This window comes from Nostoc sp., from assembly GCF_036918245.1.
In the GTDB taxonomy this organism is placed as follows: Bacteria; Cyanobacteriota; Cyanobacteriia; order Cyanobacteriales; family Nostocaceae; genus Nostoc.
Genome location: NZ_JBALEF010000087.1, coordinates 96,175 through 109,193, shown reverse-complemented (window position 1 = coordinate 109,193; position 13,019 = coordinate 96,175). Strand labels below are relative to the sequence as shown.

Genomic DNA, 13,019 nt, shown 5'->3' with positions numbered 1-13,019 from the left:
AAATTCAAAATTGTACCCTTACAGGGAAGCAAGCTAGCAAGAGCGTCTCGTAGAGCAAAGAGTTTCAGATGGGGATATAAAATAATATAGAAAAATATGGCAATTTTTGTAGGTTGTGATACGCTATCTGCTTTAGGAGTGTGGAGGAGCCGAAAATGACTAAGCTGCGGGTGGGGTTACTGTTTGGCGGTCGTTCGGGAGAACATGAAGTTTCGATCAAATCAGTACGGGCGATCGCTAAAGCCTTAAGTGCAGAGGAAAATGCTAATAAGTACGAAATACTGCCTTTTTACATCCAAAAAGATGGCCGCTGGTTAGCAGGAGAAGTACCCGAAAAGGTTTTAGCAACCGGCAGTCCGCTGCTGGAATCGGAAGAATCAACTTCTGAGGGAAATCTGACATCCAACCCTCAAGCCCAAACCCTGAGCAAGTGGCAATCTCCCTCTCAAGTTGCCCAAGTGGATGTTTGGTTTCCCATTCTCCACGGCCCCAACGGTGAAGATGGGACAATTCAAGGGTTACTCACCTTGATGCAAGTCCCCTTTGTCGGTTCTGGGGTGTTAGGTTCGGCAATGGGAATGGATAAAATTGCCATGAAAATGGCTTTTGAGCAAGCGGGACTACCACAGGTAAAATACAAGGCGGTAACTAGAGCGCAGGTTTGGTCTAATCCGTGCGTATTTCCGAAACTGTGTGATGAAATTGAGGCAACATTAGGTTATCCTGCTTTTGTTAAACCTGCTAATTTGGGTTCATCAGTGGGTATTGCCAAAGTGCGATCGCGCCCAGAATTAGAAGCCGCTTTAGATAGTGCTGCCAGTTATGACCGCCGACTAGTTGTAGAAGCTGGAGTCGTCGCTAGAGAAGTCGAGTGTGCCGTTTTAGGTAACTATCAACCCCAAGCCTCTGTCATTGGAGAGATTACTTATGACAGCGATTTTTATGATTATGATACTAAATATACTGAAGGCCGGGCAGATTTACTGATACCTGCACAGCTTCCAGATGCGATCGCTCGTCAAATTCAGGATATGGCTTTGCAAGCTTTTGCCGCTATTGACGCTGCGGGGTTAGCAAGGGTAGATTTTTTCTACGTGGAAGCGACACAAGAAGTTTTTATCAACGAAATCAATACCTTACCAGGCTTTACTGCGACAAGTATGTATCCCCAACTTTGGGCCCATAGTGGAGTCTCCTTTCCAGAATTAGTCGATCGGTTAATTCAACTTGCTCTTGAAAGACATTCTCCTAGCTGACAGAGGAAATAAGCGAACTGATTTCAGATTATTACGGCGAAAAGTCACAATAAATACAGAACTTTGGCAAAATTTAACCAGATTTGGTAACTTATGTTTTACAAAAAAGCTACTAAAATCTGAACTTTGTTACGGATACCTGATGCTTGACTCCTCAAGTACAATTTATTGACTAGAGGGGTACAAATCTGAAAATAATCATGGAAAAAAGTCAGAGTGTACAGCGCGAGCGAACCCAATTAAAAAGGGCTACTCCAGAGCTGACAAACAGGAAATCGAGACTAAGAAACAGCTCGAATGTTCTGATATATCTGGTTGCACATCATCCTTGGCTATTGTTAACCGGGTGTTTAGCCATGTTTATGGGAGGTGGTGCCTTTGCCTTATATAGCTTAGGTAATGCTGGCCACGTGCCACAAGAAGAACCAGAAAAAATCCCAGTTATAGTTGAAGAACCAATCAGTTCGCCTTCTGAGAATAGCAATCCTACACCTTTATGGATGGTGGCTGCGATCGTTCTCAGCTGTGGTGGTGGTTCTTTACTGATTTTCCGAGTGCTTAACCGCACAAAGCAACCGCAAAAAGTTCAAAAACAGGTTAATCGCCATCAGGTACGCTTGGCACAGAAGCATTACCAAAAATTGGAACCACATCTTCCCAAGAGTCAGCCAATTTTTGTACCACAGCCACAACTAATGCCCCTTATGCAGATGCAACCGAAAACAAAGCATCTAGTAACTGTTCTACCAGCCGAACACAAGCATCACCTGGATACGCGCACAGAACCTTTAGCAGACTTGATGGATCTTCGTAAAAATAGTTCATTGTCTGCTATTTTACGTCAGTATTAATACTACTGTAAAGTAAAACTCCGTTAAATTAACACTTTTTGCCAATTAGCTTGGCTTAGATTCCCGATTTTCTCTAAGAAGTCGGGAATCTTGTTATAGCGTTTTCCATTCAGATGCGGTACGACGTTATATCGCAAGGTGTAGGGGCACGGTATGCCCAAAATCTCGTTTCCAGCCTCTGGCTGGAAATGCTGCTCCTGGCGGCTCTGCCGCGAGTTTGGGAGGCTCTGCCTCCCATTAGGCATTCCCAGTCTCCGACTGGGAACGAGATAACGAGACAATATCTAAAAGCTGGTTCTAGGTTGGCTTTCACGTTAAGTTGACACCAATGGGAATGCCGTGCCTCTACTTAAACGAGAACTGCTATATGTACGAATAATTTATTTGCTATATAGCGGTTTAACTGCTTTTAAAAAGTTAGATATGAGCAATTAGGAATATTTAAAAACTTGCCAAAATGGCAACCAGCTTTTGATTATTCAAGTTAAATTGTATGAAGATAAACGACTTCAAGGGTTTGATTATCAGGGACTACCACTTAAGCAAATTCTTTTTGGAAAACACTATTTACTAAGTGATTTACAAAAACCAAAAGTTATCTCTAACAATTATTTGCAGAGTATTTATCTCAGTAAATAAATTCAATAATCAGGTTTGGCATTTGCTGCAACAGGAATATTAAATGCGTGCAGGCGTTGTTGTTGAACTACGCATTAGCCCCCAAATAGCGGGTAACGTCTGTATACATTCCTGTTCACTTCAGCAGCAAATGGTAGAGTGGGAGTTTGAAAGCTGACTGATATGCTTCCTCCTACTCTCTTTTTATCGAAACAGAATTCAGGAGTCAGGAGTCAGGAGTCAGAATTCAGAATGAATTTTGTGCGACTGGTATATAATAGCGCAACAGTAGCACTCCTGCCCAAAAGCAAGCTACGCGCAGCGTTTGTCTGCGACACGCTGCACGAACGTAGAGAGCATCTGAATCACCGAATTTAAAACCCCTACTAAAAGATTACTGAATTCTGTTAGCGCAGCGGGGCATAGCCCATTCTGGCTTCTGAATTCTTCTTTAGAAGTTAGTATTTTGTAAAAACTCAAGAATCGTTTTATTCAACACCTCAGAAGCCCCAGTTGAGGCATCATGACAGCAGTTAGATAAAATCTGTAATTTGGAATTGGGGATATGTTGATGTAATTTTTTACCATGACTAGCAGGAAACCAACTATCTTGCTCACCCCACAAAACTAGTGTAGGACACTTAATTGCACTCAGGTTATTTTGAATTTTGGTGAGCATATTTGGCTTATTTGCTTGCCAATTCTCAATTTCTCGCGCGGCTATTTGTAACTCTTCGGCGACTTTTGCGATCGTACCAGGCAATTCAGTAAACGGGTAAGTTATCCAATAGATATCTTCCTGTGTCAAGATTGAGGGATCGAATAATACCCCGCGTCTTTCGATTGCCATAACTTCCCTAAATAGAGGTGCAAACAAATATGTCAGACGTAAAGAGTCAATTGTTTGTATTACTTCTAGGGGCGTTTGGGCAAGCAACCACATAGACCAATGGGGTAGCTGTTCGGCAAAAACAGGTACGTTTACTACTATAAGCCGTCCGATTAACTGCGGATTTTCTTGAGCAAGAGCAAGGGCAACTAATCCTCCCAGAGATTCGGCCACAATCACTGCGGGTTCATCACATAATGCCTGAATAATTCTTTGAAACTCAATAACTTGATGGCCATTGTCTTCTCTACGAGACAATGGTTTTTCGGAAAAACCAAAACCTTTGGCATCAAAACAAATTACTCGATAATATTTAGATAATGGTGCTACGCTGTGGCGCCAATTGTAGCTCCAACTCCCCATGCCATGTAATAAAATTAACGGTTTACCTCTACCTCTTTCGCCATAAGCAATTTGTATAGGATACCCTTTAGCATCACTAATAACTAGACTTTGCCGCCCTTTGGGAAAAGTAGCTTGCCACCAATCTTTCATTCTTTTATCAATAAACAATTTAACCGCCTGTAAAGGCGCTCCACAGGATTCTAATTAGGATCACGGGCAATGCTACTAAGACAATGGAGATTAGCAACAATCCAGCCAAAACGGCAAAGATAAACCACCTGTCTGCACTCTTTTGCTCGCTGGGAAACTTTAAGTATTCTTCCAAGAGCTTAATATTATTAGTGTTAGCTCTCCAGGCAAAATCAAAAAAGTCTCCCAAAACTGGGACAGCGCCTACCAAGCCATCAATGATTACGTTCAAAACCATTTTACCTAGAGTGGCTCTAGATACGCCTAGCCGTGCTGCCTCTAGAATGATATAGCTAGAAAACATTATTCCCAAAAAATCACCACCAATAGGTATGAGTCCTAAAATTGGATCTATACCAAAACCAATCTTTGTGCCAGGAATGGTAATAGCATTATCCAACAGCCGACTTAACTGACGCAGGCGCTTCAAAGTGAGTGCTTTGGTATCAGGTTCAATCATCGAAAATCGAGGAGGAGAATCAGACATATAGGCGATCGCTAATTTTGTATTGAATCGTTAGATATTTTACTCCCCTACTGAGCTTTTGCAATCATTTTCTCAAGGATTTACGAATTAATATTTTTCTTGCGATTGCGGCTGGGCTTTTAAGCGCATATCTTCGCCGACAGTCACGTTCAACTGATCGCCGATTAACAAAACAGCAGCGCTCATTGAGAGCCAGAGCATTAAAACTATTACAGCTCCTACAGCACCATATACTTTATTATAATTGCCAAAATTCGCCACATACAGCCGAAACAGGGCAGACAACATTGCCCAAAAAACAGCTGCTAAAATTGCTCCTGGCATCATTGGCGTGCCTGAGTTCCATTTGCTTGGGCCATAGCGATAGACAAAGCCAAAGGCGACAGCGACAATACTTAAAGCTAAAGGCCAGCGTAACAGTAGCCAAAGATGCAATAAAAAGATTAAAGAACTATTTTCGCGCACTACTATTCCTAAAAGCCAGTCGCTGGTAAACACTGAGAAAGAAGCTAATACTAAAAGCAACATAGTGCCGACTGTTAATCCCAGAGAGACAAGCTTGGCTTTCCAAAAGGGGCGGATGTTTTCTGAGGGAATTTGATGGATTTGATCGAGGGCTGTCATTGCGGTACTCACCGCCCCAGAAGCAGTCCAAATTGCTAATACAAAACTTAGAGAAAATAAACCGCTATTTTTGGAGTTGGTAATTTCTGTGGTGGCAAAATTACTAATCAGATCCAGGGCTTGTTCAGGTAGGACTTGACTTAGTTGTGCCGCCAGTTGTTTAAAGGTGTTTTGTAAAGATTCTGCCAATAAGCCAATGGCTGTGAGGATAGCCAGAATTGCTGGAAACAGCGATAGCATGGCATTGAAGGCGATTTCCGAGGCGAGTCCCAAAAGTCGCCTTTCGATTGTCCTGGAAAAAGTTTTTTTAATCGTGCGCCAATTAAGATGGCGAAAAAAGCGAAAAAAACGAGGCTTTGGCATAATTTAGAGTTAAAACTGGTTGGGTTTATTAACTACTGTGCTAAATTTTGCGTAGCGATCGCATCTATCTTTCTACCGCAAGAATATCGAGTGGAGAGTTTCTAACTAATGACCATTGACTAATGACTAATGACTAATGACTAATGACTATTAATCTATGAATCAAGATTTAACACAACAGTGGTTGAGAGAAATCCAGGTAATCAAAGAGCAGATGGCAGAACTGCAACACGAGCGCGATACGGCTTGGGAAAGTGCCCAAAAATGGCGTCAGCTTTACAACACAGAAGCAGAACAACGCCGCACAGATACCCAACTTTCCCAACAGACGATCGCCTCCCTCAAGGCAGAACTGCATAAACTTCAAGGTTTTGAAATAGAGACACTGGCTGCTGGGACACCAGTAGCGATTCAACAAGAAATAGAACAGCTAAAATCTGTGGAAGACTTGCAAGCTAAACTGATCACCGCAATTAAAGAACGCGATCGCCTCTTGCAAGCTTTGAAAACTGAGCAGGACAATCATGCCCAAACTCGCAATAGCCTGACTACTGCCTTGGGTGATGCTATTGATAGCTTGACACGCGAACGAGCAGGGGTAGGGAAAAAGGGGGAGTAGGGGAGCAGGGGAGCAGGGGAGCAGAGGAGCAGAAGGGAGAAATAACCAATGCCCAATGCCCAATGCCCAATGCCCTAAAATCCCATTGCCCAATGCCCTAAAATCCCATTGCCTTAGCTACTGCGCCCAGTTCCGCGGCGATACCTTGTTGAAATTGACTGTGATTGTGTTTAATGGCTGTATCTGGATCTTTTAGACCATTGCCTGTGAGGACACAAACTACTGTCGCTCCTGTGGGAATTTGGTCTTTCACCTGTAACAATCCAGCGACAGAAGCGGCGCTAGCAGGTTCACAGAAGATACCTTCTGATGCTGCCAAAAGTCGATAAGCGTCGAGAATTTCGGCATCGGTAACGGCGTGGAAATTTCCCTGGCTGGCGGTTTGTGCCGCGATCGCTAAATCCCAACTTGCAGGGTTGCCAATACGAATTGCTGTCGCTAGGGTTTCGGGATGCGCCACTGGCTGACCGTGGACTAAGGGGGCTGCTCCTGCGGCTTGGAATCCCATCATCCGGGGTAAGCGATCGCACTTTTTGGCTTGATGATATTGACAAAATCCCATCCAATATGCTGTGATATTTCCGGCATTTCCCACGGGAATACACAGCCAGTCTGGTGCATCACCCAAGGCATCGACAATTTCAAAGGCTCCTGTTTTCTGTCCTTCTAGTCTGTAGGGATTAACCGAATTCACCAAAGTGACCGGATAGCTTTCGGCCATCTCGCGGACAATTTCTAGTGCTTGGTCAAAATTACCTTTAATTGCCAATACTTCTGCACCATACAGTAATGCTTGAGCTAATTTGCCCAGCGCTACATAACCGTCGGGAATCAGTACAAAGGCATTCATGCCTCCGCGTCTGGCATAGGCGGCGGCGGCGGCTGAGGTGTTGCCCGTGCTGGCACAAATTACTGCTTTTGCCCCTGCTTCCTTAGCCTTGGAAATTGCCATAGTCATCCCCCGGTCTTTGAAGCTGCCGGTAGGATTCAAACCGTCGTATTTTACAAAAACCCGTACTTGTCTGCCAATGCGTTCTGCGATCGCTGGCACTGGTATTAGAGGTGTATTGCCCTCCAACAGAGTGACAATCGGTGTTTTTTCGCTGACAGGCAAGTATTCGCGATAGGCTTCTATCAATCCAGGCCAGGGTTGGCGATGAGATGTAGCAACAGACAGGCTCAAAGTCACGGGATTTAAAATTTCTTAATGTAAAGGATTGGATATTTAGAAAGGGTGGGATAGGGAAGCGCAAAATCGGAAAGAGGAAGAAAGTAGATTTTTCGTTACCAGTTGCCTGTTCAGAGTTCCCTAATCCCAAAGAATCTTATTAAGAATATTATTTTTTGTAATGCAGGCGTTTCACTTGCTATTTTCATTTAGAAGGTTAATTTATCATAAACCGCCACGGCGACCTTCAGTTCAACAAATTAGCTTAGAGGATACTGACGAGGTGAAAAATCATCTGCAAATCTATAGGACTCCTATTTGATTTTGAATAAGACTCAGTACTTATCTATCCTATTCCCTATTCCCTGTTCCCTGTCCACGCAAGTAAATTCAGGAATTAAACTTGATTGCTATATGAGACTTACGTCATAACTCTGTGAAACTTTGATTTATCCGTGGTTAAACCTGCTTTTAGTGCATTGGTTTAGTCAAGTATATCTATGTATTTTCCCACCCGATTCGCTTCAATTAATCTAGGAAAATACGCAAGAGGCTGTCTCTTTTTGATAGTAGCCTTCTACTTCCCTGATTAACAGAGGCTGTGCCAAGTGTAAGTGCTTCGCCCTACGTTTTTTCATGATTTAGCATAATTCTTGATATAGTCTACATATAATTTCTTACGTAAATTCCCCAAAAACGGCGATAATCGTTTGTACAATCATAATTGACAGACTAGAAATTAGCTATTCCTAAGTACCGTCCAGTAGAAGGAAGCTTTACACACTTGGGCCAGTGTTTTTTTTGGAACACAGCCATTATAATCACCGTCTTTTATGAGTGAACCCCAAATCCATTAGAGTAATTGATTGAAAAGATACAATAATGTAATAAAGCTTAAAAGAGCATTATTATAATATTTCTAATGGTGTGAGTTAAATTGTGGATTTAATTAGCGATGCCTACTTATTTATCTAACGTTTCTGATCGCGAGTCCCAGACTGCCTGGGTCAGTAAGTTAACCAAGTCTTATTATCAAGACGATCAGCAAGCTAAATTGATGCATTTACAAGCAGAGGTAGACTCTCTGTTGCAGCAATTGGAAAACCTGAAGCACCAACGTCTAGCCGAAACCAACCAAAAAGAAGAATAAATCAGTCTTGTCGATAGCGAGCGCTTTTCCCCTCCTAATTTAAACTTCAGTAGAGGGGAAATTTGAGTTAGGAGTGTGCTATTCAAAGCGCTGATTTTTCTCTGACCAGCGCCTCAAACTGTAGTTATGAGCATTTTCTACCAGTAAAGCTAAGGATTGCACCCCTGAAAGCTTGGCGATCGCAGAAAGTCTTTGTAAGTAATTTCCTTTAAAATCAGTGTAGATGATTTTATTTCCATCAGAAAAAATTATAGTCCGCTCACGGCCTTGTTTTGTATTTTTTCTCTGAATATCAGGTGTAGGTTGATTCAAGGATGCTATTGCTTCTGGTGAGATAGTCAGTATTATTTCTGGTTGAGCGTTATTTGTTAAATCAATCACTTGAACGGGCCAATCACCTAATTTTTCCTGCATCTGTTCAAAGCTAGGAATAGCGCCAGATGGAACTTCACCAGATTGCTGCAAAGATTGCCACAGACTCGATAGCATTACTTTCACCCCTTGGGGATTTTGTTGATGCAGTTCTCGTAGAGTAATGGGAGATGGTTGTATCCATTCCAGTGCTGCATTTGTCAAGGCTAAAGGTTTGGGTTGGAGAACCTCGTTTTGATTATCTGGAATTTTTGGGCCAGCAGCTAATAGGCGCAAAACTTTACCCCGTAATTGCACCGCTTTGATAGCGGCTATAGTAATTTTTTGCTCTCCGTTAGGCAACCAGACTACAATCTGGATTTCCGGGTCAGAAGTGATTCCCAAAGTTTTCCAAAAAAATTTGGCGGCGTCAATTTTTGGTGGGTTGAAATTATCGAAGGGGAAATTTAGCCAGCGTTTTCCGTCATTAAATGCACTCACCTCTACCTGATACCAAACTTGATTATCCGTAAGTTTCAAATCTGCTGGGGAATTTGGTTGCAGCCATTCGGTATTTGTAACTTGAGTGAGTGGTTGCACTGTACCAACAATCTGACTAGGGTGAGTAGAGGATATTTGCGATATCCCCTTACCATTGAGTCTTGATAACAAACCTTGAATATAGGCAAGATTATCTTTTGTAATTTTTGGTTGCGCCTTTAACCAAGAATTAGCCTGTTCTTCTCCTTGCTGAACTGCTAAAATCAACGCGAACCAAGCTTGCACCTCTCGTCTATTTGGGTTCACCTGCAACGCCGCCACTGTGCGATTCCACAACCGTTTTTCATCAGCTTTGAGTAGAGTAACAATTTCTTGGGCATTATGTGGCGACGCTTCAAACACCTGTAAAGCTTTCTCCCAGCGACCATCAATCAAATCTGCCAGCACTTCTTGACTAGGACTGGCCCAAATTTTCTGGGCTTGAATTTTAGTAAGTTGGGAATGCAAGCGAATCAAATCCATTTGTGCTTGCGCCGCTTCTGGTAAAACTCCTTTGCGCTGTTTCTTGATGAATTTCAACCATTCAAAAGCTGGTGTCCACAGTCCACTATGGGCAATTGACAGGGCATTTTGATATCCAGAATCCTTAAAGGTTGATGATTTGAGGGTAATCACCTCCAATTGAATTGGTTTGAGGAATAACTTTAGAGGCTTGACTTGGTAAACCTGTAAGTGCGGTTCTAAACCTACTGTTTTATCGACAACTAACTCTTTTGTAGCATCACCAGTTACCTGCTGCCATTTGGGCAATTGTCCATTAAGACTAGTCCAAGACAACATTTGTAATAGATTCGTGCGTTCTGGATTGTAGTATACGACGTAACCGTAGCGGATAGAACCAGTTCCTTGTTGGCGTTTACCCCGCAAATCAAACCAAACCCCTGATGATGGTGTTTTACCTTCAAAGCCTTGCACTTCAGTTAAAGGTAGGGGAATACTGATATCTTGGGGTTCTGATGTTCCATCAAGCAAAGAAGAAATCACAAAGGATTCATCTGGGCCAGTTATAGGTAATTGAGTCGCTAGATAATAGTAACTTTCTGACTGAGATTTAAACTCTAACTCTTCTGAGCGCTCGTAAACCCTAAGTTCCACCACTTCTTCACAATCAGATTGACAATTAGCACGTTGTTGAAAAACTGGTAGTAAAAATGAGGTTTTCACATCTTGATTTAAAGGCAGAGTTTCCCCAAATATTTGGTTTTTTTTACTCAAATCGAGTTGAATTTGTTTGAGAGTTTGGGGACGTTCGTGCTTACCAAGGGGGATTTGTGCCCATGCAGGTAAAATTTTATTTAGCCAGCTTACCTCGTCTGGATTGAAAATGAAGAGAACACTAATCCAGGCAAAAGCCATAATTAGACTAGCACTACTTAACAGAATTGCGATCGCTAAAATTGACGACAACCAACTTCCTCGTTTTAACTTTTTCTGAGGTTTTTTAACGACGCGTTTCATCGCACCAGCACGAGGTTGATTTAGTTTCGAGGCTTTTGGCGTCAGCTTGCGTGAACGATTTGCCATAAATTCGGAATTAGAGAATTGAGGATTAGGGATTGAGAAACTCTTTCCTAGTCTCCAGTCCCCAATACCCAATACCCTGTTATACTCGCCCTTTCAAAAGTTGCCCAGAAGCATTAAGTCTAATTTGGGACAAAATCCGTAAATGTCCCCATGTGAACCCTAGATGATCGCGAATACACTCTTCACTTAAGTATGTGAGCAGAGTGTAAAAAATTGAAAGGTAGACTTATTAGCCGCAGTCATCGCAAAACCTGGATGCTCGCATGGTTACTAATTGCGGGAGTAAATGGAGTTGCACAAAAAGCATTAGCACAAGAATACATCAATACAGAAACTACTCAGCAGATAGGAGTTGAGGGCAATAATATTATTCCCTCATCCCCTTCCCTTTCCCCAGAAGAACCGATGGCTCAAGTTACATCGGTTTCTCAACTTAAAGACGTGCAACCCAACGATTGGGCATTCCAAGCCTTGCAGTCTTTGGTGGAACGCTATGGTTGTATAGCCGGCTATCCAGATAGCAGCTATCGTGGTAATCGCGCCTTAAGTCGGTATGAATTTGCTGCGGGTGTAAATGCTTGTTTAGATAGAGTCAACGAATTAATCACTACAGCCACCAGCGATTTAGTCACTCGCGAAGATTTAGCAATATTACAAAAATTACAGTCAGAATTTACCCCGGAATTAGCAACTTTGCGGGGTCGTGTCGATAGTTTAGAAGCCAAAACTGCTGAAATCAAAGCCAACCAATTCTCAACAACAACTAAACTCAGTGGACTACTGATAGTTGGCATTCAAGGACGAACTAACAATCGTGGTGATGTTAATCCTAGAGATGGACAAAAGGATACAGATGATGCCGGGACAAACATTAATCTTATATCCCTGGCGCAACTGTATTTAACTAGCCAAATCACTCCCCGTAGTTATTTGTTTACAGGTCTTTTAGATGGTAAAGGAAAAACTACACCTAGATTTCCCAATAGTGTTTCCCGGAATGATGTTTTTCTTGGCTATGAATTTCCTACAGATAACTTGATTGTAAGTGACCTCAATTTTCATTGGCTGGTGACAGATAAATTAGCAGTAATGGTAGGAACAGAAGGCGTAAGTATGCCCTATGCTTTCCGAGGGCCCAATCGGGTAGAAAGTGCTGCAACTGGGCCATTATCTTATTTTGCCCAAAGAAACCCAATTTTAAATATGGGATACGGTCACGGTGGTATAGCTATCGATTGGCAATTTGCTAAACGCGCTAGTTTGCAGGCAATTTATACTAGTTATCAACCAGGAAATCCCGGTAAAGGTAGCGGTTTATTTGATGGAACCACCACTACAGGTGTGCAATTACTGCTAACACCAACCGATACTCTAGATTTAAGTTTGTATTATGTTAATAATTACGCTTCAGATGGTTGTTTGCTAACCTTTGTTGGTAATGAATGCTTAACTACAGTTAATACCACTACTGGGAAATCAGCACCGCTACAAACTAACGCCGTAGGTGCGACTGTAACTTGGCAAATTGCTACCCACATTAGCGCAGGTGCGTGGGGTGGTTATACTAAATCTTATATTCCTGGACAATCGGGAAGTGTAGAAACAACAAATTATATGGTGTTTCTAAATTTCCCTGATTTATTTGCCAAAGGAAATTTAGGAGGAATTTATGTCGGTCAACCTCCTAAAATCACTAGTAGCGACTTACCTATAGGGAATAATGTCCCTGATTTTATTAATACAGGTTTAGGACGTGCAGGTGGACAACCAGGTACGACCACTCAAATTGAGGCATTTTATCGTTTTCAGCTAACAGATAATATCAGTATTACACCAGGGATAATTCATCTTCTACAACCTGGTAACACACCAGATAGTGACTCAGTTACTATCGGCATTCTGCGGAGTACTTTTAGTTTTTAGTTTTAATTTCGAATAATAAGAAGCTTCGGCGGCTTCCCGCAGAATGCGCGTCATATCAATATTGTTCGATTTATCGCATCTTTGCGGTCTAGAATTTTTAT

General features: G+C 42.2%; 11 protein-coding genes. 5 read left to right on the top strand and 6 right to left on the bottom strand.

Going from position 1 to position 13,019, the window contains the following annotated elements:
* Positions 1-155 precede the first annotated feature (155 nt).
* Positions 156-1,256, top strand: coding sequence for a D-alanine--D-alanine ligase family protein (locus V7L12_RS24810; RefSeq protein ID WP_335088393.1), 1,101 nt, complete (start codon positions 156-158; stop codon positions 1,254-1,256).
* A 356-nt stretch (positions 1,257-1,612) separates the two neighbouring features.
* Positions 1,613-2,107: a hypothetical protein gene (locus V7L12_RS24805; protein ID WP_335088391.1), complete on the top strand. Its 495-nt coding sequence runs from the start codon at positions 1,613-1,615 to the stop codon at positions 2,105-2,107.
* A 23-nt stretch (positions 2,108-2,130) separates the two neighbouring features.
* Here V7L12_RS24805 and V7L12_RS24800 read toward each other — a convergent pair whose 3' ends face one another.
* From V7L12_RS24800 to V7L12_RS24785, 4 genes are all read right to left on the bottom strand, one after another.
* Positions 2,131-2,352 (bottom strand): hypothetical protein, encoded by a 222-nt coding sequence (locus V7L12_RS24800; protein ID WP_335088389.1) that lies wholly within the window; start codon positions 2,350-2,352, stop codon positions 2,131-2,133.
* A gap of 824 nt (positions 2,353-3,176) precedes the next feature.
* Complete coding sequence (locus V7L12_RS24795) at positions 3,177-4,109, bottom strand: alpha/beta fold hydrolase (protein ID WP_335088387.1); 933 nt, start codon at positions 4,107-4,109, stop codon at positions 3,177-3,179.
* A gap of 19 nt (positions 4,110-4,128) precedes the next feature.
* A complete protein-coding gene (locus V7L12_RS24790) occupies positions 4,129-4,635 on the bottom strand; it encodes a DUF4112 domain-containing protein (protein ID WP_335088385.1) in 507 nt (168 codons plus the stop codon).
* Between the two features lie 87 nt (positions 4,636-4,722).
* Complete coding sequence (locus tag V7L12_RS24785) at positions 4,723-5,622, bottom strand: YihY/virulence factor BrkB family protein (protein WP_335088383.1); 900 nt, start codon at positions 5,620-5,622, stop codon at positions 4,723-4,725.
* A gap of 157 nt (positions 5,623-5,779) precedes the next feature.
* Between V7L12_RS24785 and V7L12_RS24780 the strand changes: the two genes are divergently transcribed.
* Complete coding sequence (locus V7L12_RS24780; RefSeq protein ID WP_335088381.1) at positions 5,780-6,241, top strand: hypothetical protein; 462 nt, start codon at positions 5,780-5,782, stop codon at positions 6,239-6,241.
* 97 nt (positions 6,242-6,338) lie between these two features.
* Here the strand turns inward: V7L12_RS24780 and thrC are convergent, their stop codons facing one another.
* Positions 6,339-7,430 carry a threonine synthase gene (gene thrC, locus V7L12_RS24775; RefSeq protein ID WP_335088379.1) on the bottom strand — a complete coding sequence of 364 codons (1,092 nt, stop codon included), beginning with the start codon at positions 7,428-7,430 and terminating at the stop codon, positions 6,339-6,341.
* A 934-nt stretch (positions 7,431-8,364) separates the two neighbouring features.
* Between thrC and V7L12_RS24770 the strand changes: the two genes are divergently transcribed.
* Positions 8,365-8,559: a hypothetical protein gene (locus V7L12_RS24770; RefSeq protein WP_292778303.1), complete on the top strand. Its 195-nt coding sequence runs from the start codon at positions 8,365-8,367 to the stop codon at positions 8,557-8,559.
* Positions 8,560-8,637: 78 nt separating this feature from the next.
* On the opposite strand, the gene V7L12_RS24765 is transcribed toward V7L12_RS24770, so the two are convergent.
* Complete coding sequence (locus V7L12_RS24765) at positions 8,638-10,995, bottom strand: hypothetical protein (protein ID WP_335088377.1); 2,358 nt, start codon at positions 10,993-10,995, stop codon at positions 8,638-8,640.
* Positions 10,996-11,250: 255 nt separating this feature from the next.
* Between V7L12_RS24765 and V7L12_RS24760 the strand changes: the two genes are divergently transcribed.
* Entirely contained in the window at positions 11,251-12,918 is a 1,668-nt protein-coding gene (locus V7L12_RS24760; RefSeq protein WP_335088375.1) for an iron uptake porin, read from the top strand.
* Positions 12,919-13,019 lie beyond the last annotated feature (101 nt).

Coding starts and splice junctions, on each gene's coding strand:
- V7L12_RS24810 (WP_335088393.1), top strand. CDS start 156: ATGACTAAGCTGCGGGTGGGGTTACTGTTTGGCGGTCGTTCGGGAGAA.
- V7L12_RS24805 (WP_335088391.1), top strand. CDS start 1,613: ATGTTTATGGGAGGTGGTGCCTTTGCCTTATATAGCTTAGGTAATGCT.
- V7L12_RS24800 (WP_335088389.1), bottom strand. CDS start 2,352: ATGCCTAATGGGAGGCAGAGCCTCCCAAACTCGCGGCAGAGCCGCCAG.
- V7L12_RS24795 (WP_335088387.1), bottom strand. CDS start 4,109: ATGAAAGATTGGTGGCAAGCTACTTTTCCCAAAGGGCGGCAAAGTCTA.
- V7L12_RS24790 (WP_335088385.1), bottom strand. CDS start 4,635: ATGTCTGATTCTCCTCCTCGATTTTCGATGATTGAACCTGATACCAAA.
- V7L12_RS24785 (WP_335088383.1), bottom strand. CDS start 5,622: ATGCCAAAGCCTCGTTTTTTTCGCTTTTTTCGCCATCTTAATTGGCGC.
- V7L12_RS24780 (WP_335088381.1), top strand. CDS start 5,780: ATGAATCAAGATTTAACACAACAGTGGTTGAGAGAAATCCAGGTAATC.
- V7L12_RS24770 (WP_292778303.1), top strand. CDS start 8,365: ATGCCTACTTATTTATCTAACGTTTCTGATCGCGAGTCCCAGACTGCC.
- V7L12_RS24765 (WP_335088377.1), bottom strand. CDS start 10,995: ATGGCAAATCGTTCACGCAAGCTGACGCCAAAAGCCTCGAAACTAAAT.
- V7L12_RS24760 (WP_335088375.1), top strand. CDS start 11,251: ATGCTCGCATGGTTACTAATTGCGGGAGTAAATGGAGTTGCACAAAAA.